At 70.3% G+C, this 23,038-nt stretch carries 21 protein-coding genes and 1 riboswitch; of the genes, 12 read left to right on the top strand and 9 right to left on the bottom strand.

Features of this window, described 5'->3' with window-relative positions; translation table 11 throughout:
• Window positions 1-55: 55 nt before the first annotated feature.
• From AC0LPE_RS13195 to gcvP, 11 genes are all read left to right on the top strand, one after another.
• The gene (locus tag AC0LPE_RS13195) at window positions 56-673 is read left to right on the top strand and encodes an NUDIX hydrolase (RefSeq protein WP_423660427.1); all 618 of its coding nucleotides are present in this window, start codon (window positions 56-58) and stop codon (window positions 671-673) included.
• Between the two features lie 111 nt (window positions 674-784).
• The gene (locus tag AC0LPE_RS13190; RefSeq protein WP_006552741.1) at window positions 785-1,387 is read left to right on the top strand and encodes a CDP-alcohol phosphatidyltransferase family protein; all 603 of its coding nucleotides are present in this window, start codon (window positions 785-787) and stop codon (window positions 1,385-1,387) included.
• A 4-nt stretch (window positions 1,388-1,391) separates the two neighbouring features.
• A complete protein-coding gene (locus tag AC0LPE_RS13185) occupies window positions 1,392-2,255 on the top strand; it encodes a DUF881 domain-containing protein (RefSeq protein ID WP_490604640.1) in 864 nt (287 codons plus the stop codon).
• Window positions 2,252-2,611 (top strand): small basic family protein, encoded by a 360-nt coding sequence (locus tag AC0LPE_RS13180; protein ID WP_006552743.1) that lies wholly within the window; start codon window positions 2,252-2,254, stop codon window positions 2,609-2,611. The genes AC0LPE_RS13185 and AC0LPE_RS13180 overlap by 4 nt, the downstream gene beginning before the upstream one ends.
• A 2-nt stretch (window positions 2,612-2,613) precedes the next feature.
• Window positions 2,614-3,375, top strand: a complete 762-nt coding sequence (locus AC0LPE_RS13175) for a DUF881 domain-containing protein (RefSeq protein WP_490604639.1) — start codon at window positions 2,614-2,616, stop codon at window positions 3,373-3,375.
• A 42-nt stretch (window positions 3,376-3,417) separates the two neighbouring features.
• Entirely contained in the window at window positions 3,418-3,822 is a 405-nt protein-coding gene (gene gcvH, locus AC0LPE_RS13170; RefSeq protein WP_016694267.1) for a glycine cleavage system protein GcvH, read from the top strand.
• Between the two features lie 155 nt (window positions 3,823-3,977).
• On the top strand, window positions 3,978-4,439 hold the full coding sequence (garA, locus tag AC0LPE_RS13165; RefSeq protein WP_006552746.1) for a glycogen accumulation regulator GarA: 462 nt from the start codon (window positions 3,978-3,980) through the stop codon (window positions 4,437-4,439).
• Complete coding sequence (gene ftsR, locus AC0LPE_RS13160; protein WP_006552747.1) at window positions 4,439-5,176, top strand: transcriptional regulator FtsR; 738 nt, start codon at window positions 4,439-4,441, stop codon at window positions 5,174-5,176. The genes garA and ftsR overlap by 1 nt, the downstream gene beginning before the upstream one ends.
• 148 nt (window positions 5,177-5,324) lie before the next feature.
• The gene (locus tag AC0LPE_RS13155; RefSeq protein WP_006552748.1) at window positions 5,325-5,798 is read left to right on the top strand and encodes a bifunctional nuclease family protein; all 474 of its coding nucleotides are present in this window, start codon (window positions 5,325-5,327) and stop codon (window positions 5,796-5,798) included.
• Window positions 5,799-6,037: 239 nt separating this feature from the next.
• Window positions 6,038-6,664, top strand: a complete 627-nt coding sequence (locus AC0LPE_RS13150; protein ID WP_006552749.1) for a MerR family transcriptional regulator — start codon at window positions 6,038-6,040, stop codon at window positions 6,662-6,664.
• A 117-nt stretch (window positions 6,665-6,781) separates the two neighbouring features.
• A riboswitch (glycine riboswitch) is annotated at window positions 6,782-6,877 on the top strand.
• Between the two features lie 162 nt (window positions 6,878-7,039).
• Window positions 7,040-9,892, top strand: a complete 2,853-nt coding sequence (gene gcvP / locus AC0LPE_RS13145; protein ID WP_490604638.1) for an aminomethyl-transferring glycine dehydrogenase — start codon at window positions 7,040-7,042, stop codon at window positions 9,890-9,892.
• A gap of 97 nt (window positions 9,893-9,989) precedes the next feature.
• On the opposite strand, the gene AC0LPE_RS13140 is transcribed toward gcvP, so the two are convergent.
• The 6 genes from AC0LPE_RS13140 to AC0LPE_RS13115 form a co-directional block, all read right to left on the bottom strand.
• Window positions 9,990-11,174, bottom strand: a complete 1,185-nt coding sequence (locus tag AC0LPE_RS13140) for a metallophosphoesterase (protein ID WP_490604637.1) — start codon at window positions 11,172-11,174, stop codon at window positions 9,990-9,992.
• A 2-nt stretch (window positions 11,175-11,176) separates the two neighbouring features.
• Window positions 11,177-12,910 (bottom strand): substrate-binding domain-containing protein, encoded by a 1,734-nt coding sequence (locus AC0LPE_RS13135; RefSeq protein WP_490604636.1) that lies wholly within the window; start codon window positions 12,908-12,910, stop codon window positions 11,177-11,179.
• Between the two features lie 143 nt (window positions 12,911-13,053).
• Window positions 13,054-15,237 (bottom strand): malate synthase G, encoded by a 2,184-nt coding sequence (locus AC0LPE_RS13130; protein ID WP_490604635.1) that lies wholly within the window; start codon window positions 15,235-15,237, stop codon window positions 13,054-13,056.
• Between the two features lie 66 nt (window positions 15,238-15,303).
• On the bottom strand, window positions 15,304-16,242 hold the full coding sequence (locus AC0LPE_RS13125) for a 3-methyladenine DNA glycosylase (RefSeq protein WP_490604634.1): 939 nt from the start codon (window positions 16,240-16,242) through the stop codon (window positions 15,304-15,306).
• A complete protein-coding gene (locus AC0LPE_RS13120; RefSeq protein WP_490604633.1) occupies window positions 16,239-17,357 on the bottom strand; it encodes a hemolysin family protein in 1,119 nt (372 codons plus the stop codon). The genes AC0LPE_RS13125 and AC0LPE_RS13120 overlap by 4 nt, the downstream gene beginning before the upstream one ends.
• Window positions 17,354-18,757, bottom strand: coding sequence for a hemolysin family protein (locus tag AC0LPE_RS13115; protein WP_088899783.1), 1,404 nt, complete (start codon window positions 18,755-18,757; stop codon window positions 17,354-17,356). Before AC0LPE_RS13115 ends, AC0LPE_RS13120 begins: the two co-directional genes overlap by 4 nt.
• Window positions 18,758-19,061: 304 nt before the next feature.
• Here AC0LPE_RS13115 and AC0LPE_RS13110 point away from each other — a divergent pair, with 304 nt between their 5' ends.
• Window positions 19,062-19,703, top strand: a complete 642-nt coding sequence (locus AC0LPE_RS13110) for a class I SAM-dependent methyltransferase (RefSeq protein ID WP_088899758.1) — start codon at window positions 19,062-19,064, stop codon at window positions 19,701-19,703.
• Here the strand turns inward: AC0LPE_RS13110 and AC0LPE_RS13105 are convergent.
• The 3 genes from AC0LPE_RS13105 to AC0LPE_RS13095 all read right to left on the bottom strand — a co-directional run bounded on the left by AC0LPE_RS13105 (window position 19,657) and on the right by AC0LPE_RS13095 (window position 23,034).
• Window positions 19,657-20,556, bottom strand: a complete 900-nt coding sequence (locus AC0LPE_RS13105; protein ID WP_088899759.1) for a DMT family transporter — start codon at window positions 20,554-20,556, stop codon at window positions 19,657-19,659. The two genes, AC0LPE_RS13110 and AC0LPE_RS13105, sit on opposite strands and share 47 nt — an antisense overlap.
• 4 nt (window positions 20,557-20,560) lie before the next feature.
• Window positions 20,561-22,012, bottom strand: a complete 1,452-nt coding sequence (gene gnd, locus AC0LPE_RS13100) for an NADP-dependent phosphogluconate dehydrogenase (protein WP_490604632.1) — start codon at window positions 22,010-22,012, stop codon at window positions 20,561-20,563.
• 71 nt (window positions 22,013-22,083) lie between these two features.
• A complete protein-coding gene (locus tag AC0LPE_RS13095; protein ID WP_006552761.1) occupies window positions 22,084-23,034 on the bottom strand; it encodes a M56 family metallopeptidase in 951 nt (316 codons plus the stop codon).
• Between the last annotated feature and the right edge of the window lie 4 nt (window positions 23,035-23,038).

Raw genomic sequence — 23,038 nt, 5'->3', positions numbered from 1 at the left:
CGGCCACGACATGCGCCTACCCGCCGGTCCAGTTGTGACGAACTACTGTCGACCCATGCCCGCTGCTCATCCTCTCGACCGAGACAACGTCCGCGACGCGCTGGACGCGTTCGATTCGCGCCGACTACCGCTCGACGGCCGCCGGCACGCAGCCGTCGTCGTGGCGGTGCTCGACGACGTGAACGGCAATCCCGTCATGCCCCTCACGCGGCGACCGACGCGTCTGCGGGCGCATCCCGGCCAGTTCGCGTTGCCGGGCGGGCGTCTGGACGAGGGGGAGCAGCCCGAGGAGGCCGCCCTGCGCGAGTTGCATGAAGAGCTCGGTCTCGACCTCGGCCCCGAGGCCGTTCTCGGCCGGCTCGACGACTACGTCACCCGCTCCGGTTACGTCATGTCGCCGTTCGTCGTGTGGTCGGACATCGCCGTGACCGACCTGAAGCCCAGCCCCGACGAGGTCGACGTGCTCTTCGCCGTCACCACCGACGAACTCGACGTCGACCCGCGCTTCGTCACCATCCCCGAATCCGACAAGCCGGTGATCCAGTGGCCCTTCCGCGGTCACCTCGTCCACGCACCGACCGCTGCGGTGGTCTACCAGTTCCGTGAGGTCGTGCTGCGCCGGCGGGCCACCCGCATCGACGGTCTCGAGCAGCCGGTCTTCGCCTGGCGCTGACACCCCGGAACCTCCGGTCGCGCGGCTGTGCAAGGCTGGACTCCGCGCCCGAACGGAACTCCGGCGGGGCACCACGAGTACGACCTCACGAGAACACGGAGCGGCCCCACCATGACCGATGCGACCGGAACCGCCGACGCGCGCGGATCGGACCGCATCCTCACCGTGCCGAACGTCCTCAGTTTCGTCCGGCTGCTGGGTGTGCCCGTCTTCCTCTATCTCGTCCTCGTCGCCCACGCCGACGTCTGGGCGCTGATCCTGCTGGCCGCGAGCAGCATCACCGACTGGGCCGACGGCAAACTCGCCCGGCTGCTCGACCAGACCTCCCGCCTCGGTGCCCTTCTCGATCCCGCCGTCGACCGCCTCTACATCGTGGCCACCCTCGTCGCCCTCGTGGCGCGCGACATCGTGCCCTGGTGGATCGCGGTGATCCTCGTCGGCCGCGAACTCGTCCTGGCCCCGACCCTGGCCGTCTACCGGCGCCGGGAACTGCCCCCGCCGGACGTGCTCTACCTCGGCAAAGGCGCGACCTTCCTGCTCATGTGCGCGCTGCCGCTGATGCTCGGGGCCGTCGCCGTGCCCGCCTCGGAGCCGATCACCGGCCCACTCGGCTGGGCCGCCCTGATCTGGGGGACCGTGCTGTACGTGTGGACCGGCCTGCTGTACCTCGGGCAGGCCGTCGTGACGGCACGGATCGTGCCGGCCGGGAGGTGATCCGATGAGCCGCGCGTGGGAACGCATCCGGCGCAATCCGGTGCCCTCGCTCCTGAAGTCGCTCCTCGAGGATCATCTCGACCCCGGCTACGCCGCGTCCGCCGCGGACCGGGCCGCAGGGCGCCCGAGCACCTCTCCGCGCGCGTCGCGCGCGTGGCTCGGCGCCGGAGGTCTCCTCGCCGGCCTCGTGATCGGCGTCGCGTACGCGCAGAACGCCGACGTGCAGGCCGGCACCGACAGCACCCGCGCCGAGATCCTCGATTCCCTCCGGGCAGGGGACGAACGCATCGACGCGCTCACCGCTCGGCGGGACGAACTCGGCGCCGCGACCGACGAACGACGCACCGCCCTGTTCTCCGACGGAGGCGACGGCGCGAGCATCCTCGACGAACTCCGCGACGCCGAGACCGCAGCCGCGGCAACACCCGTGCGCGGTCCGGGGATCACGGTCACCCTCACCGAACCCGCCGCGCGACCGAACCTGTCGGATGCGGCGCGACTCGAGGACCGGCCCACCGCGCTCGTCCTCGACCGCGACCTGCAGTCGGTCGTCAACGCGCTGTGGGCGGCCGGTGCGGAGGCCGTCGAGGTCGGTGGCGTGCGGGTTGGCCCCGGCGTCACCATCCGGCAGGCCGGGGGAGCGATGCTCGTCGACAACCGACCCGTATTCTCCCCGTACACGGTCTCGGCGGTGGGTTCTCCGTCCCGGCTGCAGACGTCCTTCGTCGTCAGCGACGCCTACCTGCGCATCGCGGGGATCCAACAGCTCTACGGGGTGGGATTCACCCTCGCCGAGGAGGACGATCTCGAGTTTCCGGCCGCCACGGTCCGGAAGCTCGGCAGCAGCGGAGAAACGGGGTACAGGTGAAGCGACTCGAACACGGTCACGCGCTCTACGCGGTGCTCGCACTGGCGATCGGGATCGGCGCCGGAATCGTGTTCAGCCCACAGGTACCCGACGTCGTGCAGCCCTACCTGCCCATCGCGGTGGTCGCCGCGCTCGACACGGTCTTCGGCGGGCTGCGCGCCTATCTCGACGACATCTTCGACGCGAAGGTGTTCGTGGTGTCGTTCGTCTTCAACGTCCTCGTCGCCGCACTGATCGTGTGGCTCGGCGACCAACTCGGGGTGGGCACCCAGCTGTCGACCGCCGTCATCGTCGTCCTCGGCATCCGCATCTTCGGAAACGCTGCCGCCCTACGTCGTCGCCTGTTCGGAGCCTGACCGTGACCGAACCGCAACAACCCGGTCCCGCATCCGACACCGGCCCCGCACCCGACACCGGCACTGCGCGCGCCACCCGCTCGCAACGCGTCTTCCTCGTCCTCGCGGCGATTCTGGTCGTCCTGCTCGGCGCCGGCATCGCCACCCAGGTGCGCACCACCGACACCGGCGACGCCCTCGACTCGGCGCGCCCCGCGGACCTGCTCGTGCTGCTCGACAACCTCAATCGCCGCGAAGCCGCTCTCCGCCAGGAGATCACCGAACTCGAGCGCACCCTCTCGAGTCTCGAACAGGAAGGCTCGGAAGCGGCACTCGAGGAGGCCCGTACGCGTCTGTACACGTTGTCCGTCCAGCTCGGCACCGAACCCGCCACCGGACCCGGAGTGGTTCTCACCGTCGACGATCCGCGCCAAGGCGTCGGATCGGAGGTGCTGCTCGACATGATCCAGGAGCTGCGCGCGGCGGGTGCCGACACGATGCAGATCGCCGGGGCGAACGGGGAGACCGTGCGCATCGGAGTCGATTCGTGGGTCACCGGACCGGGCGGCGACATCGTCGTCGACGACCGCCGACTCGACGCTCCGTACACCGTCACCGCCATCGGCGACGGACCGACTCTCGCCGCCGCGCTGAACATTCCCGGCGGAGTGGTCGACACGGTCGCCCGTGCGGGCGGATCATTGTCCGTGGAACAGTCTCCGCAGGTGGAGGTGTCCGCCTTGCGGGAGATCGAGCCACGCCAATACTCTCAGCCCGGTAACTGAATCCGACGTTCCGGTCGAACGTCGTCTCCGAAAGGACCAGTCTTGACCGATTTCGCGACACCCGAGGATCTGCGGTACACCCCCGAGCACGAGTGGGTGCGCAGGACGGGCGCGACGACCGTGCGCATCGGGATCACCGACTACGCACAGTCCCAACTCGGCGACGTGGTCTTCGTGCAGCTGCCGGAGGCGGGCGCCGAGATCGCTGCCGGCGAGTCCTTCGGAGAGGTCGAGTCCACCAAGAGCGTGTCGGACGTGTTCGCGCCGCTGACCGCGAAGGTGACCGCCGTCAACACGGAACTCGACGCGAATCCCGAACTGGTGAACAGCAGCCCGTACGAGGAGGGCTGGCTCGTCGACGTGGAGGTCGGCAGCGAGAGCGCCCTCGACGAGGCCCTCGCGGAGACGCTCGACGCGGAAGGTTACCGCGGGATCACGGAAGGCTGACGGACCCGACAGGTAACGTGACCGCGACTGTCTGCGTCAGTACCCCCGCGCGGGGTACGGTCGGATATGGCGTGTGCCGTGTCGGACCTGAACGGGGCGAACGAATCAGCGACCGCCCGGGATCACCCGGGTGGTCGAACGGATAAGGAGAAACGGTGAGCGAGAACGGCAACGCGGGCTACGAGGAGACTCCTGCAGAGACCACTTCGGTATTTCGCGCCGACTTCCTGAACGAAGTGGAAGGCGCAGGTTCGGCCACCACCGAAGCGCCCGTCTCGGGTGTCGAGGGCCTGCCCGCCGGATCGGCGCTGCTGGTCGTCAAGCGGGGGCCCAATGCAGGATCGCGCTTCCTGCTCGACCAGCCCACCACCTCGGCGGGCCGGCATCCCGACAGCGACATCTTCCTCGACGACGTGACCGTCAGCCGTCGGCACGCCGAGTTCCGCCAGGACGAGGGCGAATTCCAGGTCGTCGACGTGGGAAGCCTCAACGGCACCTACGTCAACCGCGAGCCGGTCGACTCCGCCGTCCTCGCGAACGGCGACGAGGTGCAGATCGGCAAGTTCCGGCTGGTGTTCCTGACCGGTCCGCGAGGTAACCAGGGCGCAGGTAGCTGATGACCGCGGCCCGCCAGCCGGCGCCGGCCGGAATGTCGATCGGGTCGGTGCTCGACCGCCTGCGTCCGGAATTCCCGGACGTGACGATCTCGAAGATCCGGTTCCTCGAGGCCGAGGGACTGATCAGCCCGGAACGCACCCCCTCGGGCTACCGACGCTTCTCGATCGCCGACTGCGAGCGTCTGCGGTACGTGCTCACCGCGCAGCGCGATCAGTACCTTCCGCTCAAGGTGATCAAGGAGCAGCTCGAGGCGATCGACCGCGGCGCCGCCACGGTGGGATCGGTCGAGACCCGGATCACCCGGCCGCGTCCGCTGGCGGTGGCCCGCGGCGAGGTCTCGCCGGAGGATCTGCGCACCGATCGCGAGATCCGGGTGAGCCGCGAGGATCTGTGCACCCGTGCCGGGATCGACGCGGCCTTCCTCACCGAGCTGGTGGGGGCGGGCCTGCTCAAGCCGGGCCCGGCCGGTTTCTTCGACGAGGACGCGGTGTTGCTCGCCCGCACGGCGAAGGCGATGGCGGAGTTCGGCCTCGAGGTTCGGCACCTGCGGGCGTTCAAGCTCGCCGCCGACCGCGAGGCCGCGCTCGTCGCGCAGATCGCCGGCCCGATCGCGAAGGGCCGCGACGCCGGGGCACGGCAGCGCGCCGAGGAGATGGTGCGCGAACTGGCCGCACTGTCGTTGACATTGCACACCTGCCTGGTGAAAGCGGCGGTGCAAGGAGCCCTCGACCGTTAGGCGACGAATTCGTCGTCGAGTGCGACCACGGCCCTCCGTCAGGTGGTGACCTACGGCACCTGACGGATGCGCTGGAGGACACTAGAATTCCAGGCAGTACCTGTCGGGTGGTCCCGCCACCGACGAGCAGCAGGACGGAGGCATCGCGATGAGCGAGATGCGGATAGTAGGGATTCGTATCGAACAGCCGCAGAACCAGCCTGTCCTTCTGCTGCGGGAGGTCGACGGCGATCGGTATCTGCCGATCTGGATCGGGCAGAACGAAGCGACCGCCATCGCCCTCGAACAGCAGGGGGTCGAACCGGCACGGCCGCTGACCCACGACCTGATCAAGAACCTCCTCGAGGCGTTCGGTCGCAACCTCCGCGAGGTGCGCATCGTCGACCTGCGCGAAGGGACGTTCTACGCGGATCTGGTCTTCGACGGAGGGATGCGTGTTTCCTGCCGGCCCTCCGACGGGGTCGCGGTGGCCTTGCGCATCGGCGCGCCGGTCCACGTCGAGGAACCGGTGCTCACCGAGGCAGGACTGGTCATGCCCGACGAACGGGAGGACGAGGTCGAGAAGTTCAAGGAGTTCCTCGACTCCGTCTCGCCCGACGATTTCAAGGCGACGGACGGCTGAGCGCCGTCCGTCGCACGGCGACGAGCGTTGGCGCGCGCGTCGGCCGTGACGGTAGTAATGTCGAACGTTGCCTTCCGGTCGGCGTGTCGCAGCCCGACGCCCAACACCGGAGCGTACGCTGAGTTGATCCGCCAGGGATGACTCGGTGAGCCTGGGAGGGCTCGATGATCGGATGTGGTCGGGGGATCCACCAATCGATCGTTGCGAGGCAGAACTGGGCGCGCGAGAGGGAGTCAGTAGTGCGAGATCGGACGAAGGGACAGCCACTCGGCGTCGATTCCGGCGATCGCTCGAATCCGGCGCCGCGGACGAACGAGACCGACGAGATCCAACCGGGCCTGTTTCCGGACAACTCGGCGCCCGACGAACTCGTCGGCTACCGCGTGCCCATCGCCTGCCAGATCGCAGGAATCAGCTACCGCCAGCTCGACTACTGGGCCCGCACGAATCTGGTCGTACCGTCCATCCGCGGGGCTGCCGGTTCCGGTAGCCAACGGCTGTACTCGTTCAAGGACATCCTCGTCCTCAAGATCGTCAAGCGCCTGCTCGACACCGGCGTCTCGCTGCAGAACATCCGCGTCGCCGTCGACCATCTCCGCAGCCGTGGGGTGGGCGACCTCGCGAAGATCACTCTTTTCTCCGACGGCACCACCGTCTACGAATGTACGTCGCCCGAAGAGGTCGTCGACCTGCTGCAGGGCGGGCAGGGCGTCTTCGGGATCGCGGTGAGCGGCGCGATGCGCGAGCTCACCGGCAGCATCGCCGATTTCCCCGCCGAACGCGCCGACGGCGGCGGCGTCGAGGAACGCCCCGAGGACGAACTGGCGTCGCGTCGCCGCGAACGCATCAACCGCCGCATCGGCTGACCACACCACTGATGTCGCATCGGCCGACCACATGACCGCTCCACTCCACCGCAGGCGGCACTTTCCGCACCTGCGGTATTTCGACCCCCGCGACGTGAACTAGACTCGAAGACGCGTCGCCATCACGCGGGAGAGACCCGGACACCGAGCCGGGCGCCGAAGGAGCAGCACCTCCCCGTCAATCTCTCAGGCAACCGGGACCGCGTGAGCTCCGACGTCTCTGGAAAGTGGCGGGAGCACCCGCCCGCCCACGGGGAAAGGCTCTGGCCGGCCGAATCTCTCAGGCGCTCGCTCCGCGAGCTCACGACAGAGGGGGAGGAACCACCTCGCGCGACCGCGCGCATGTGGACCTCGCCGACCAGCCCGGGAGCTGCGATGACAGATGCCGTCACCTCGAACTTCGCCGATCGCCACATCGGCCCCGACACCGCCGGCCTGAACCGGATCCTCGACGTCGTGGGAGTCGATTCCCTCGACGCCCTCGCCACCGCCGCGGTGCCGGCCGCCATCCTCGACGACCGTGCAGACAACGTGCCGACCGGCCTCGACGTCCTCGACGCGCCCCGCTCCGAGCACGACGTACTCGCCGAACTGAAGGCACTCGCGTCGCAGAACACCGTAGCGACGTCGATGATCGGCCACGGCTACTACGACACGCTCACGCCGCCCGTGCTGCTGCGCAACATCATCGAGAACCCCGCCTGGTACACGGCCTACACCCCCTACCAGCCGGAGATCAGCCAGGGACGCCTCGAGGCGCTGCTGAACTTCCAGACCATGGTCGCCGACCTGACCGGCATGGAGATCGCGAACTCGTCGATGCTCGACGAGGCCACCGCCGCTGCCGAGGCCATGACCCTGCTGCGCCGCGCGAACCGCAAGTCCAAGAGCCCGCGCCTGGTCGTCGACGTCGACCTGTTCGCGCAGACCGCCGCGGTGCTGGCGACTCGCGCCGAACCGCTCGGTATCGAGATCGTCACCGTCGACCTCGCTGCCGACGGACTTCCCGAGGGCGAGTTCTTCGGCGTGGTCCTCCAGGTGCCCGGCGCCTCGGGCCGCATCATCGACGCCGCTCCGATCATCGCGGCGGCCCACGGCCGCGGCGCGCTCGTCGCCATCGGCGCCGACCTGCTGGCCATGACCTTGATCACCCCGCCCGGGGAGCAGGGTGCCGACGCGTGCTTCGGCACCACCCAGCGGTTCGGTGTGCCGATGGGCTTCGGCGGGCCGCACGCCGGCTACCTCGCCGTCGGTAGCGCCCACACCCGCACCCTGCCCGGACGCCTCGTCGGTGTCTCGGTGGACGCTGACGGCAACCCGGCCTACCGCCTCGCGTTGCAGACCCGTGAGCAGCACATCCGCCGTGAGAAGGCCACCAGCAACATCTGCACCGCTCAGGTGCTCCTCGCTGTGCTCGCGGCCATGTACGCCTCGTATCACGGCGCCGAAGGCCTCACCGGCATCGCCCGCCGCGTGGCCGGGCACGCCCGTCGACTCGCCGACGGTCTGCGCGCCGGTGGCGTCGAGGTCGTCCACGACGAGTTCTTCGACACCGTCCTCGTGCGCGTGCCGGGGCGCGCCGACGCCGTGCTCGCCGCCGCCCTCGAGGCCGGCATCAACCTGTACCGGGTCGACGACGATCACGTGTCGATCTCGTGCGACGAGGCCACCACCGCGGCGCACGTGGATGCGATCCTGGGCGCTTTCGGTGTCACCGCCGGTGAGGCCGCCGGGGGAACGGCGCTGCCGCAGGCCCTGGCCCGCACCAGCGAGTTCCTGCAGCACGAGGCGTTCACCCGCTACCGCACCGAGACCGCGATGATGCGGTATCTGCGGCGCCTGTCCGACAAGGACCTCGCCCTCGACCGGACGATGATCCCGCTGGGCTCGTGCACGATGAAGCTCAACGCCGCCGCCGAGATGGAGGCCATCACCTGGCCCGAGTTCGCGGGTCTGCATCCGTTCGCTCCGGCGGACCAGACGGCCGGCATCCGCCGTCTGATCGCCGACCTGGAGGGCTGGCTCGCCGCGGTGACGGGGTACGACGCCGTGAGCCTGCAGCCCAACGCCGGCAGCCAGGGCGAGTACGCGGGTCTGCTCGCAATCCGTCACTACCACCTCGACCGCGGCGACACCGATCGGGACATCTGCCTGATCCCGTCGAGCGCGCACGGCACCAACGCCGCATCCGCCGTGATGGCGGGCATGCGTGTCGAGGTCGTCGCGTGCCGCCCGAACGGCGACGTCGATCTCGACGACCTGCGCGCCAAGATCGTCGACCACGGTGCGCGCCTGGCCGCGATCATGATCACCTACCCGTCCACCCACGGTGTCTACGAGCACGACATCGCCGACATCTGCGGTGCCGTGCACGACGCCGGCGGTCAGGTGTACATCGACGGCGCCAACCTCAATGCGCTGGTGGGTCTGGCGCGGCCGGGCAGGTTCGGGGGCGATGTGAGCCACCTGAACCTGCACAAGACGTTCTGCATCCCGCACGGTGGTGGCGGTCCGGGTGTCGGCCCGATCGGGGTCCGCTCGCATCTGGCCCCGTACCTGCCGGGCCACCCCGCGGAGCCCGGACTCGGGGGAGCGGGACCGGTTTCGGCGGCGCCCTACGGGTCGGCGTCGATCCTGCCGATCACCTGGGCGTACATCAAGATGATGGGTGCCGAGGGACTGCGTCGCGCGTCGCTGACGGCGATCGCGTCGGCCAACTACATCGCCCGTCGTCTCGACGAGTACTTCCCGGTGCTGTACACGGGGGAGACCGGCATGGTCGCCCATGAATGCATCCTCGATCTGCGTCCGCTGACGAAGGCGACGGGGGTGACGGTCGACGACGTCGCGAAGCGTCTGGCCGACTACGGTTTCCACGCGCCGACGATGAGCTTCCCGGTGGCCGGCACCCTCATGGTCGAGCCCACCGAGAGCGAGGACATCGCCGAACTCGACGCGTTCATCGAGGCGATGATCTCGATCCGCGGTGAGATCGACCGGGTCGGGGCAGGGGAGTGGCCGGTGGACGACAACCCGCTGCGTGGGGCTCCGCATACCGCGGAATGCCTGGTGGGCGAGTGGGACCACCCGTACTCGCGGGAGATCGCGGTGTTCCCGATGGGGAAGAGCCGGGCCAAGGTGTGGCCGGCGGTGCGGCGTATCGACGGCGCACACGGCGACCGGAATCTGGTGTGCTCGTGCCCGCCCTTGGAGGCGTACAGCGGCTGACGCCGGGGATGGCCGACGGACCCGTCCGTCGGCCATCTTCATCGGTTGGGTAACTCCGAACCGGACGGAAACCATAGAAATACAGAATGCCTCCCCGTTAACAACACAACTCACCAAGTCCCAGAGCGAAGGGACGTCCGTTCGCGGCGGTCAGCTCGAGGATGGAGATCTCCGGTGGGGTGCCGACCCGCACGGGCGGTCCCCACGCGCCGGTGCCCTGGGACGTGTAGATCTGCGTGTCGCCGAAGCGGTCGAGTCCGGTGACGGTGGGGTTGGCGAGGGAGACGAACGGTCGCAGCGGCCACATCTGCCCGCCGTGGGTGTGCCCGGACAGTTGCAGGTCGACTCCGAGTTCGCGGGCCTCGTCGACGTGCCGGGGCTGGTGGGCTGCGAGGATCACCGGGGTACCGTCCGCGATGCCGTCGAGGGCGGCGGGCATGTCGGGGTGGTGGGGTTCGGTGGCGGTGTAGTCGTGGACGCCGGCGAGCGCGACGACGTCGCCGTCGCGTTCGAGGACGACGTGCTCGTTGCGCAGGGCGCGTACACCGAGGGTCTCCCAGTGGTCGAGCCATGATTCGGCGTCGTCGGAGTAGTACTCGTGGTTGCCGCTGACGCCGTACACCCCGAGCGGGGCCTGCAGCTGCCGGAGCGGCTCGAGGTCGGAGCCGACGAGTTCGACGGTGCCGTCGGCGAGGTCGCCGCCGAGCACGATCAGGTCGGGTTGCTCTTCGGCGACGAGGTCGACGACGCGTTGCACGAAGTCGGCGCCGCGGGCGGGTCCGACGTGCAGGTCGGTGACGAGCGCGATGCGGGCGCCGTCGAAGCCTGCGGGCAGGTCCTGCAGGGCGACGGGCACGGTGACGATCCGCGGCCGGTCGGCCTCGACCGTGCCGTATCCGACGGCGGCGACCGCGGCGACGACGAGCACGGCGGTCGCGATGCGCAGCCCCCGTCGCGGGGTCTCGTCGGTGGTCGGCCCGGGGCGTCCGCGCCGGGCGAGGCGGGCGACGAGCAACCCCGCTCCGATGAGCAGGAGACCGAGCATCAGGTACAGCACCACGGCGAGCCAGCTCCAGCCGAGGAACCCGAAGGGACGGGCCCAAGCGGGGTCGAGCACCGTGCCCACCCCGGAGGCAACGAGCGTGAGCACGAACATCGCCGCCAGGACGAGGGCGGCGGCGAGGGCGGCAGGACGCGGCAGGCCGGGTGCCCGGACGAGTCGTCGATGCAGCAGGTAGGTGAGGAGGGCGAGGAAGACCCCCACGACGAGAAGTCGGAGCACGGTCAGGACGTCAGCTTTCGGAGGAGGTCGGTGAGGTCGGCCGGGTCGGTGGTGTCGACGACGGTGAGGCTGCCGTCGGTGGCCTCGGCGGCCTGCTCGAGGACGGGGTCGGTGCGGTCGCCGAGGACGACGACGTCGATCCGCACGGGGGTTGCAGGGGACGAGAGTTCGTCGATCGCGGCGCGCAGGTCGCGGGCGGCCGCCTCGTCGGGGTCGTCGCTGTCTACGACGACGAGCACGGAGTTGGGTCGGCCCGGGTCGTAGTTGTCGACGGCGTCACGGTAGGCGGCAGTGAGGGTGGCGTAGACGGGTTCGCGGTCGACGAGGTCGATGTCGTCGAGGATCGAGGACATCGCCGCGCGCTTGGACTCGGTGAGGCCGTCACGGATCACGGCGACGCGGTGCCCCTCTGGGGTGTCGGCGAAGACGTACATGCCCATCACCGAGTTGATGGAGGCGCGGCGCATGGCCTCGCGCACAGCACCTGCGGTGGCGATGAGGTGGGTGCCGTCACCGGCGGGGGCACCCATGGAGGTGGAGGTGTCGACGACCATGGTGACCTTGCGCGGGGACACCGGGGCGAGACGCAGTGCGACGAGGACGTCGTCGACGGTGGGGTCGGCGGGGGCGAGGGCAGTCTCGACGCGGGGCAACGGCAGTTCCCCGGCGGGTTCGGGGACGGTGTCGGCGGTGCGGAAACCGTGGGAAGTGAGGACGCCGGCCTGTTCGGGGCGACGCGCGTAGTCGGTGAACTCCGCGGCGGCGCGGGCGAGGGTCTCGTCGACCCAGGAGGCGTCGACGACGGCGGTGGGGAAGTCGACGACGGGTGCGACGCCGATCGGCAGGTGACCGGTGAGGCCGCGGACCTGCCCGTCCGCGAGGGCACGGTGCAGTTGCTGTTCGACGACCGGCACGGCGTGGATCGGGGCCTCGGTGTCGGGGTGGGCGCCGAGCGCCGCGAGGGTGTCGGCGGTGGTGCCGACCGCGCCGAGGGTGTCGGCGCCGAGCGCGAGGGTGCTCACGGCGGTGATGGCGGCGGGGGTGGCGGCCTGTTCGAGGGTGACCGGTCCGGCGCCGATGCCGGTGGTGGCGGCGGTGACCGCTTCGAGGGCGAGGGTGGTGGCGTGGGTCTCGGTGCCGGTGGGCAGGGCGAGGCCGAGGGTGCCCCAGATGTCGAGTCCGCTCTCGCGCATGGCGGCGGGGTCGTTCTGGAGTCGGGGCAGGTCCTGCCAGCGGACGGTGGCGGTGGTGAGGGCGCGGCCGAGGTCGGTGGGGACGGCGAGCACGACCGGGGAGGTGGCGAGGGGTCGGGGGGTGCCGTCGACGGCGTCGGCGGCGCGGGCGCTCATGCGGGTGTCGAGGGGAACCCACAGGGCGGGTTCGGGGCCGAGCGCCGGATCCCAGGTGCCGGCGGCGAGGGTGTCGGCGGCGGCGAGGCTGTCGACGGCGGTGATCTCGGCGGTGACGCAGTGGTCGCGGATGACGCGGACGCCGCCGTCGGTCCACTGTTCGGCGAGTTCGGTGAGGGCGGGGGCGATGAGGGGGTCGGCGGCGATGTGCAGGACGGTGTCGCCTTCGACGCAGGTTTCGGCGGCGGCGGTGGCCTGGTTGTCGATGTTGTCGCGCAGGCGGAACCAGCCGAGGACGGCGAGCAGGACGAGTACTACGCCTACGGCGACCACGATGACGCTCGTGCTGATTCCTCGTCGTCCGCTGCCGCGATGTCGCCCGCCCACGTCGTGTCCGCCTCGTTTCGTTCGTCGATCCGATGGTCGAGTCTAGTGAGCGGCGGGATGTGACCTGGCTCCGCCGCGCGGGGCGGGGACGGGCAGGGCCCCGATCCGGTGTGGATCGGGGCCCTGTGGTGTCGGTGTGCGGGTCAGGCGAACTTGGCCTTGTTCTCGCGGCGACGGCGGTGCAGGATCGGCTCGGTGTAGCCGCTGGGCTGCGTGGTGCCTTCGAGGATGAGTTCCTTGGCGGCCTGGAAGGCGATGTTGGCGTCGAAGTTCGGGGCGAGCGGCCGGTAGCCGGGGTCGCCTTCGTTCTGCCGGTCGACGACGGGTGCCATGCGCTCGAGGGAGGCGATGACCTCGTCGGCGGTGACGACGTCGTGGCGGATCCAGTTGGCGAGGAGCTGGCTGGAGATGCGCAGGGTGGCGCGGTCCTCCATGAGTGCGACGTCGTGGATGTCGGGGACCTTGGAGCAGCCGACGCCGGCGTCGATCCAGCGCACGACGTAGCCGAGGATGGACTGGCAGTTGTTGTCGAGTTCTTCGCGCTTCTCCTCGTCGGACCAGTTCGGGTTCTCGGCGAGGGGGATGGTGAGGATGTCGTCGACGGTGGCGCGGGCCTTGCCCTTGAGTTCGTTCTGGACGGCGAAGACGTCGACCTCGTGGTAGTGGGTGGCGTGCAGGGTGGCGCCGGTGGGCGAGGGCACCCAGGCGGTGTTGGCGCCGGCCTTGGGCTGGCCGATCTTCTGCTCGACCATGTCGCGCATGAGGTCGGTCATGGCCCACATGCCCTTGCCGATCTGTGCCTTGCCCTGCAGGCCGCAGGCGAGGCCGGTGTCGACGTTCCAGTCCTCGTAGGCGGCGATCCAGCGCTGCTGCTTCATGGCGGCCTTGCGGACGACGGGGCCGGCCTCCATGGAGGTGTGGATCTCGTCGCCGGTGCGGTCGAGGAAGCCGGTGTTGATGAACACGACGCGGTCGGAGGCTGCCTTGATGCAGGCGGCGAGGTTGACGGTGGTGCGTCGCTCCTCGTCCATGATGCCGACCTTGAGGGTGTTGGTGGGCAGGGAGAGGACCTCTTCGACGCGGCCGAACAGTTCGGTGGTGAAGGCGGATTCCTCGGGGCCGTGCTGCTTGGGCTTGACGATGTAGATCGAGCCGGTGCGGCTGTTGGCGAGCGGGCCGTGGTCCTCGTCGATGTGCAGGCCGTGGATGGCGCAGAGGCTGGTGACGAGTGCGTCGAGGATGCCTTCGGGGACCTCGTTGCCGTCGCGGTCGAGGACGGCGGGGTTGGTCATGAGGTGTCCGACGTTGCGGACGAACAGCAGGGAGCGGCCGTGCAGTTCGAGGTCGCTGCCGTCGAGGGCGGTGTAGACGCGGTTCGGGTTGAGCGTGCGGGTGAGGGTCTTGCCGCCCTTGTCGAAGGACTCGGACAGGTCGCCGCGGTTGAGGCCGAGCCAGTTGCGGTAGCCGATGACCTTGTCGTCGGCGTCGACGGCGGCGACGGAGTCCTCGAAGTCCATGATGGTGGTGACGGCGGATTCGAGGACGACGTCCTTGACGCCGGCGGCGTCGGTGCTGCCGATGGGGGACTCGGGGTCGATCTGGATGTCGATGTGCAGGCCGTGGTTGCGCAGCAGCACCGAGGAGGGGGTGGCCTTGTCGCCGAGGTAGCCGACGAGCTTGTCGGGCTGGGCGAGGCCGGTGACGGTGCCGTCGCCGAGGGTGACCTTCAGTTCGGTGCCGTCGATGCTGTAGCCGGTGGAGTCGGTGTGCGAGCCGTGGGCGAGGGGTGCGGCCTTGTCGAGGAAGTCGCGGGCCCAGGCGATGACCTTGTCGCCGCGGACCTTGTTGTAGCCGGTGCCCTTCTCGGCGCCGCCTTCTTCGGGGATGACGTCGGTGCCGTAGAGGGCGTCGTAGAGCGATCCCCAGCGCGCGTTGGAGGCGTTGAGCGCGAAGCGGGCGTTGAGGACGGGCACGACGAGCTGCGGGCCGGCGGTCTCGGCGATCTCGGTGTCGACGTTCTCGGTGCCGATGGTGAACGGCTCGGGTGCCGGGACGAGGTAGCCGATCTCTTCGAGGAAGGCCTTGTAGGCGACCGGGTCGTGGGGTTGTCCGGCGCGGTCGCGGTGCCAGCCGTCGATCCGGGCCTGGAGGTCGTCACGCTTGGCGAGCAGTGCCCGGTTCTTGGGGGCGAGGTCGTGGACGATCTTGTCGGCACCTGCCCAGAAGGTGTCCGCGTCGACTCCGCTGCCGGGGATGGCCTCGTTGTTGATGAAGTCGTAGAGAACCTGCGCGATCTGAAGTCCGCCGACCTGCACGCGTTCTGTCATCACCCTCACTCTTTCCGGTTGCTGTGCGGCCGGAAACGTCCCGGCCGCACGGAATCGTCGATTATGTTACCCGCCGGTAGTAACGGGCGCAGTGGTTCTGTGCGCCTGCAGGGCGGTACATCGATTCACCAGCTCTTCTCTCAGAGCTGCGGCGCGACGGGTGAGCGCCGACTGCTCGCGGACGTACTGTGCGCGTCCGGCGGCAGTCTCGATCCTGATGGGCGAGTAGCCGTAGTCCTCGAGATCATACGGGCTCGCCCGCATGTCCAATTCACGGGCTGCGGACGCGTGTCGCAGGCACCGCACCGTCAGCTCCGAATCTGTCAACGGCAGCAGCTTGTAGGACCACTTGTACAGATCCATGCCGGCGTGCAGGCAGCCGGGTTGTTCGCTGCGCACCTGCTGGTCGCGGGACAGTTCGGTGGCGTTGCGCGGGACGGCGTCGGGGGTGAAGAACCGGAACGCGTCGTAATGGGTGCATCGGAGCTGCATTGATTCCACCACCGCGTCGGTTCCGGTGTGGCCGAGCCGCAACGGCACCGACGAATGCCGCACCCCGTCGGCCCCCGCCCGGTACACCATCGCCCATTCGTGCAATCCGAAGCAGCCGAGCTGCGGCGGGCGGGAGGCCGTCGCGGTGAGCAGTCCCGCCACGAAATCGACGGTGTCGATGCGCCGGTCGAGCACCTCCCGGGCCACCCGCACGCCCGGCTGCCCGTCGACGGTGACCCGCTCGTAGCCGGGATGGTCGCGGTAGTCGCGCACCGCGGCCGCGCCGAGCAGCACGGTGCCGAATCCGGGATGCCAGCGCCGCAGCTGACTCGGCCGCAGGCTGTAGTAGGTGAACAGGAAGTCGTGCACCGGATGGGCGCGGCCGGCGGCGCGTCGCTCGAGATGCCCGGCGAGCAACTCGTCCACCACAGCGTGGTGAACGTCGCGCCGCGCGGTCCACTCGGTCTCGGTGAGGATCGCCGGGCGGTCGGTCACGGACGGGGAACGGGTCATGGTTCTCGTTCGGTCGATCGGGGTGCGGTCGTGCGGGGGCGGTTGCCCAGCGGGTCCGCGACCCGGTGGGTGGCGTCGCGGACCGTCCCGACGAACTCTTCCACGAGGTCCTCGAGCGCGACGATGCCCCGCAGTGTTCCGGTGGTGTCGGTCACCCCGGCCAGATGCGCGTTGCTGCGTCGCAGCGCGGCGAGCGCCTCGTCGAGACCGTCGCCGATCCCGATGGTCGGCAGCTTCCGGATCACCGCGGCGGGGATGACGGTCTCGGGACCGGTGGATTGCTCCCGCACCAGATCGAGCACGTCCTTGATGTGCACGTAGCCGGTGATCGTGCCGTCGGGTCGACGGGTGGGATACCGGGAGAAGCCGGTGGTGGTGACCGCGTGCTCGACGTCGCCGAGGGTCGGGCCCGCGCCGGTGTGCGGGACGGTGCGTACCCGGGCGAGCGGGATCATCACGTCGGCGACGGTGCGGTTGCCGGTGGCCAGGGCGCGGGTGAGGCGCTTGTGTTCCTCTGCGTCGAGCAGTCCCTCGGAGCGGGATTCACCGATCATCTCGGTGAGCTCCACGGCGGAGACGGAGGTGTCGAGTTCGTCCTTCGGGTCGATGTGCGCCGCGCGCAGGGTGGCGTTGGCGCACAGGTTGTAGAACGCGATGACCGGCCGGGCGGGTCGCATGAACAGCAGGTGGATCGGCACGAGCAGCATCGCGGCGCGTTCCGGGCCGGCGATGGCGATGTTCTTCGGCACCATCTCGCCGAGCAGGATGTGCAGCACCACCACGATCGTGAGCCCGATGGTGAACGCGATGGGGTGCAGCAGCGCATCGGGCACCCGGGCCGCGTGCAGCGGCACCTCGATCAGGTGCGCGATGGCCGGTTCGGCGACGCGGCCGAGCAGGATCGAGCAGATCGTGATGCCGAGCTGGGAGCCGGCGAGCATGAGCGAGAGGTGTTCGCCGGCGTGGATGACGGTGCGGGCGCGGGTCTTGCCCTGGGCGAGCAGCGTCTCGAGGCGGTCGCGGCGGACGGTGATGAGGGAGAACTCGGCGCCGACGAAGAAGGCGTTGCCGGCGAGCAGTAGCACGGCGAGGACGATCCCGAACCAGTCGCTCATCGCTGCTCACCACCCTCGCCGTCGGCCGGGGTCTCGTCACTGTCGTCCCCGGCGCTGTCGCCGTCGGGGTTCTCGGGGGCGGCGCCGGGGACGAGCAGCACCCGGTCGATGCGGTGCCCGTCCATCTCGAGGATGCGCGCGTACCAGGTGAGGTCGCGTTCGTCGCGGCGCAGCGGCAGCTGGATCTCGTCGTCGACCTCGGGGATACGGCCGAGTTCGGTGAGGATCAGCCCGGCGAGGGTCTCGTAGTCGCCGTCGGGGGCGCGGTAGCCGGTGAGCTGGGCGAGCTCGTCGGTGCGCAGCAGACCCGTGCACGACCAGCCCTCCCCGTCGCGGTGGGCGTCGAGTTCGGTCTCGTCGTGTTCGTCGCGGACGTCGCCGACGATCTCCTCGACGAGGTCCTCCATCGTGATCAGCCCGGCGGTACCGCCGTATTCGTCGACGACGAGCGCGACCTGCATGCCGTCCGAACGCACCCGTTCCATGACGGTGTCGCCGTCGAGGCTGGACGGCACGGTGGGCACGCGGCGGGCGAGGGCGCCGACGGCGGTGGTGCCGCGCGCCGGGCCGGGCACGGTGAACGCGTGCTTGACATGCACGACGCCGAGTGGGGCGTCGAGGTCGCCGTCGACGATCGGGAAGCGCGAGTAGCCGGTGCGGGCGGACAGCTCGATCAGATCGAGGACGGTGGCGTTGCGGTCGAGGCTCTCGACGGTGCTGCGTGGGGTCATGAGGTCCTCGGCGGTGCGGTCCCCGAACTGCAGGGAGCGGTAGACAAGGCGGGCGGTGTGCTCGTCGAGGGTGCCGCTGCGGGCCGAGGCGCGCACCAGCGAACCGAGTTCCTGCGGGGAACGCGCCGAGCGCAGTTCCTCGGCCGGTTCGATGCCGAGGCGCCGCACGATGTGGTTGGCGGCGCCGTTGAGTCCGAGGATCGCCCAGCGGAACAGCAGCGAGAACGCCAGCTGGAGGCCGGCGGTGGCGCGGGCGGTGCCCATGGGCCGGGCGATGGCGATGTTCTTGGGGACGAGTTCGCCGAAGACCATGGAGAAGGACGTGGCGATGAGCAGCGCGAGGACCAGCGAGACGGTCGAGGCGACGGAGGTGCTCAGGCCGAGCGCGTCGAACAGTGGGGTGAAGAACTGCGCGAGGATCGGTTCGGCGAGATAGCCGGTGATCAGTGTGGTGATGGTGATGCCGAGCTGGGCGCCGGACAGCTGGAACGACAGGGTGCGGTGCGCGTGCTGGACCTGCCGGGCGCGGCGGTCGCCGTCGTGGGCGTGCGCGTCGACGGCGCTGCGTTCGAGGGCGGTCAGGGAGAACTCGGCGGCGACGAACAGGGCGGTGCCGGCGGTGAGCGCGACGAAGCCGAGGAGGGCGGCGATATCGAACAGGACGGACATCAGGGGCGGTCCTGCCGGGCGGGGTGGTGGCCGGGGTGGTGACCCGGCCCGATAGAGGATCCTTCCGGCCCGGAGTCGCACTCCGTGCAGGGGGAGGAGGTGTCGGGCGGTGGGGTGGTGGTGGGTGCCGCGGGCACCGGTGTCCTCTCGTCGGGTCCGGTCGCGGACGGTGTCCGCCTGCCGGAAGTGGTTTCGACGGGTACCGATTCTACTGAGGGTGGTTGCCGTGTGTCGCGGTGCCGGTGACGGCGCGGCGCCTACGGTGGGGATCGAGCAGGTGTCCCGGTGGAGCGAAGGAGCGTGGATGAGCAGCGGCGAGGGTCCGGAACACGGTGGCGGCGAGCGGGTGCCGAGCCGGTGGGAGGAGATCGTGGCGGAGAATCCGGCGCATTCGTCGTGGTACGTCGAACGGTTCCGCACCATGGTCGCCCGGGGGCAGGACACCGTCGGGGAGGCCCGGTTGATCGATGCGATGGTGCCGCGTGGGGCGCGGATCCTCGACGCCGGGTGCGGACCGGGCCGGCTCGGCGGTTATCTGCATCGGGCCGGGCACCGTGTGGTCGGGGTGGATGTCGATCCGGTGCTGATCGCGGCGGCGGAGGAGGATCATCCGGGGCCGCGGTGGCTGGTCGGGGATCTGGCCGAGCTGGATCTGCCGGCCCGCGGTGTCGACGCGGATTTCGATGTGATCGTGTGCGCGGGCAACGTGATGACCTTCGTGGCGCCGTCGACGCGGGTGGCGGTGTTGCGCAATTTCGCGGCGCATCTGGCGCCGCAGGGCCGGGCGGTGATCGGTTTCGGGGCGGGTCGTGAGTATCCGTTCGAGGAGTTCTTCGCGGACGCGCAGCAGGCGGGGTTGTCGGTGCAGGTGCGGCTCTCGACCTGGGATCTGCGGCCGTTCAGCGACGATGCGGAGTTTCTGGTGGCGGTGCTGGGGCGGGCGTAGCCGCGGTGTCGGTGGGGGTGTCGGCGGCCTGGGCGCGGGAGAGCGCCACGGTGGTCACGAGCATCACGATGACGGCGGCGCCGACGAGGATCCGCCCGGGCCCGTCGGTGCGCAGGTGTTCGCCGAGCACGGTCATGCCGAGCACGATCGCGGCGAGCGGTTCGCCGACGGTCAGGGCGGGCAGCGAGGCGGTGAGCGATCCGGACTGGAAGGCGCGTTGCTGCAGGTAGATCGCGGCGGCGCCGGCGGCGACGAGCGTCCAGGTCTGCCACGAGCCGAGCAGCGGGACGATGCCGTGTTCGGCGAGGTCGGTGACGTGTTTGGTGAACGCGCTGGTCACGCCGTAGAGGATGCCGGCGGCGATGCCGAACGCCAGCGCCCGCAGCCGCGGTGACAGCAGGGCGACGACGACGGCGGCGGCGGTGACGGCGAGCACCAGACCGAGCGGCAGCGCCCACCGGACGGCGGCGGCGTCGCCGGTGCCTTCGGTGGGGTTGCCCACGAGCAGGAAGATGGCCAGCGCCGCGCACAAGGCGCCGGCGAGCAACCAGGTGGTGCGGGTGACGCGGCGGCCGGTGGTGGCGGCGGCGAGCGGCAACGCGAACAGCAGCGACGCGACGAGCAGGGGCTGGACGAGCAGCACCGACCCGAATGTGAGCGCGACGACCTGCAGGATGTAGCTGCCGCCGTCGCCGAGGATCCCGGCCCACCAGCGGGGGCTGCGCAGCAGCGAGCCGACGAGCGAGTCGGTGTCGGGCACGGCAGCGGCCGAGCTCTGTTGCGCGACACTGCCGACCGCGATGAGCGCGGCGGCGGCGAGCGCGCACAGGACGGCGACTGCCGTGCCCGTCATCGGGTCAGGCCTGCACTTCGGAGCGGTCTCCGCTCCACAGGGTGTGGAACTTGCCGGGGCGGTCGGTGCGCTCGTAGGTGTGGGCACCGAAGAAGTCGCGCTGGCCCTGGGTGAGGGCGGCGGGCAGCCGGTCGGCGCGCAGCCCGTCGTAGTAGGACAGCGACGACGCGAACGCCGGGACGGGGATGCCGAGCTGGGTGGCGGTGACCACGACGCGGCGCCAGCTGTCGATGCCGATCTCGATGGCGTCGCGGAAGTACGGCGCGAGGATCAGGCTGGGCAGCGTCGGGTCGGCGTCGTAGGCCTCCTTGATGCGGTTGAGGAACTGGGCGCGGATGATGCAGCCGCCGCGCCAGATCGTCGCGAGCGCGGCGCGGTCGACGTTCCAGCCGTATTCGGCGCTGCCGGCGGCGATCTGGTCGAAGCCCTGCGCGTAGGCGACGATCTTCGACGCGTACAGGGCGGCGCGGATGTCCTCGGTGAACTGCGCGGCGTCGGTGGGGGCGGCGCCGAGGTTGCCGGCGGCGAGGCCGCGGGCGGCGGCGCGCTGGTCGCGGGAGCCGGACAGGGCGCGGGCGAAGACCGCTTCGGCGATGCTGGTGACCGGCACGCCGAGGTCGAGGGCGGCCTTGACGGTCCAGCGGCCGGTGCCCTTCTGTTCGGCGGCGTCGACGATGACGTCGACGAGGGGTTTGCCGGTGGCGGCGTCGGTCTGGCGCAGCACGTCGGCGGTGATCTCGATGAGATAGGACTCGAGGGTGCCGGTGTTCCAGTCGGCGAAGACGTCGGCGATCTGTCCGGCGTCGTAGCCGAGGGCGTCGCGCAGCAGGTGGTAGGCCTCGCCGATGAGCTGCATGTCGGCGTATTCGATGCCGTTGTGCACCATCTTCACGAAGTGGCCGGCGCCGTCGGGGCCGATGTGGGTGCAGCAGGGGGTGCCGTCGACCTGGGCGGCGATCTTCTCGAGCAGCGGGCCGAGCGCCTCGTACGATTCGGCGGGGCCGCCGGGCATGATGGACGGGCCGTTGAGGGCGCCTTCCTCGCCGCCGGAGATGCCGGCGCCGACGAAGTGCAGGCCGCGGGCGCGCAGGGCGGCTTCGCGGCGGATGGTGTCGGTGTAGAGGGCGTTGCCGCCGTCGATGATGATGTCGCCGGGTTCCATCGCGTCGGCGAGCTCGTCGATGACCGCGTCGGTGGCGTCGCCGGCCTTGACCATGATCAGGACGCGGCGCGGCTTCTCGAGGGCGGCGACGAAGTCGTCGATGGTTTCGGTGCGGACGAAGGTGCCGTCGCTGCCGTGCTCGGCGAGCAACGCGTCGGTCTTGGCGATGCTGCGGTTGTGGAGGGCGACGGTGTAGCCGTTGCGGGCGAAGTTGCGGGCGATGTTCGAGCCCATCACGGCCAGTCCGGTCACGCCGATCTGGGCCTGCGGTGTTTCGGTGCGTTCGACGGTCATGGTCTACAGCTTCCCCCGAAACGGGGGCCGATCGAAATCGGGGCGGGCCGAACGGTGCGGCGTGTCGCGGCTCAGAGGCCGAGCAGCAGGGACAGTTCGGTGAGCCAGGGCACCGCCACGGCGATGGTGGGCACGACGAGGATGGCGGCGGCGGCGGTGTAGGCGGCGGCGGAAATGCCGAGGTTGGGGCCCGGTCCGGTGAGGCGTTGCACGCGCAGCACGGTGCTCGGACCGCCGACGGCGAGCGCGCCGGTGGGGGTGTGGGCGCCGGCGCAGGCGACGAGGGCGCGGGCCAGCGGGGCGGGGCCGGTCTTGCGGACGGCGGAGTCGTCGGCGAGCAGCTCGACGAGCAGTTTCACCGAGCCGAGCGCCGAGCCGGAGCGCACGACGCGGGGGAACGCTTCGTAGACGGCGGTGAACGCCTCGAGGATGAGGTCGTGGCGGGCGCGCAGGTGGGAGTGTTCGTGGCGCAGAATCGCGCGTAGTTCGTCGTCGCCGAGGTTGTCGAGGGTGCCTTCGCTGAGCACCACCCGGTGCCGCAGCCCGGGGAGGCAGTAGGCGATGGGGTCGGCGGTGTCGAGGATCCGCACGTGCGGGTGGTGGCGGACGGCGGCGCCGCTCTCGCGGCGGTCGAGCAGGTCGACGAGCATGCGGTGGCGGGAGCGGCGGCGGCGGGTGCGCACCGCGACGCGCAGCATGGAGAAGGTCAGGCGGGCCCCGATGAACACGGTCAGGGCGAAGACGATGACGTAGGTCAGCCACAGGGGCAGACCGAGGGCGTCGATCTCTTCGAGGGGGCCGGTGGTGGGTCGGCCGTCGGCGCCGGGTGCGAGGAGGCGGGCGGCGATGGCCAGGCCGCAGGAGAACGCGGAGAGCACCGCCGCCAGGGCCACGGACTGCCACAGCACGAGGGCGGCCCGGGGGTTGCGGTGCGGCCAGGTGGCGCGGGCGAGCAGCCCCGGCACCGGACCGGCGAGGAGAAGCGCTGTGGTTCCGAAGAACAGCGCCGTGGTCGCGTTCATGACA

Source organism: Rhodococcus sp. S3 (assembly GCF_058211795.1).
Note: the sequence above shows the minus strand (reverse complement) of the source record. Positions and strands in the feature narration are given on the sequence as shown.

Excerpts from the sequence above, each read along its gene's own strand:
- ftsR (WP_006552747.1), top strand. The coding sequence starts at position 4,439 with ATGACCGCGGCCCGCCAGCCGGCGCCGGCCGGAATGTCGATCGGGTCG.
- AC0LPE_RS13105 (WP_088899759.1), bottom strand. The coding sequence starts at position 20,556 with ATGACGGGCACGGCAGTCGCCGTCCTGTGCGCGCTCGCCGCCGCCGCG.
- AC0LPE_RS13195 (WP_423660427.1), top strand. The coding sequence starts at position 56 with ATGCCCGCTGCTCATCCTCTCGACCGAGACAACGTCCGCGACGCGCTG.
- AC0LPE_RS13190 (WP_006552741.1), top strand. The coding sequence starts at position 785 with ATGACCGATGCGACCGGAACCGCCGACGCGCGCGGATCGGACCGCATC.
- AC0LPE_RS13155 (WP_006552748.1), top strand. The coding sequence starts at position 5,325 with ATGAGCGAGATGCGGATAGTAGGGATTCGTATCGAACAGCCGCAGAAC.
- gnd (WP_490604632.1), bottom strand. The coding sequence starts at position 22,012 with ATGACCGTCGAACGCACCGAAACACCGCAGGCCCAGATCGGCGTGACC.
- AC0LPE_RS13125 (WP_490604634.1), bottom strand. The coding sequence starts at position 16,242 with ATGACCCGTTCCCCGTCCGTGACCGACCGCCCGGCGATCCTCACCGAG.
- AC0LPE_RS13130 (WP_490604635.1), bottom strand. The coding sequence starts at position 15,237 with ATGACAGAACGCGTGCAGGTCGGCGGACTTCAGATCGCGCAGGTTCTC.
- gcvP (WP_490604638.1), top strand. The coding sequence starts at position 7,040 with ATGACAGATGCCGTCACCTCGAACTTCGCCGATCGCCACATCGGCCCC.
- AC0LPE_RS13115 (WP_088899783.1), bottom strand. The coding sequence starts at position 18,757 with ATGTCCGTCCTGTTCGATATCGCCGCCCTCCTCGGCTTCGTCGCGCTC.
- AC0LPE_RS13095 (WP_006552761.1), bottom strand. The coding sequence starts at position 23,034 with ATGAACGCGACCACGGCGCTGTTCTTCGGAACCACAGCGCTTCTCCTC.
- AC0LPE_RS13185 (WP_490604640.1), top strand. The coding sequence starts at position 1,392 with ATGAGCCGCGCGTGGGAACGCATCCGGCGCAATCCGGTGCCCTCGCTC.
- AC0LPE_RS13110 (WP_088899758.1), top strand. The coding sequence starts at position 19,062 with ATGAGCAGCGGCGAGGGTCCGGAACACGGTGGCGGCGAGCGGGTGCCG.
- AC0LPE_RS13120 (WP_490604633.1), bottom strand. The coding sequence starts at position 17,357 with ATGAGCGACTGGTTCGGGATCGTCCTCGCCGTGCTACTGCTCGCCGGC.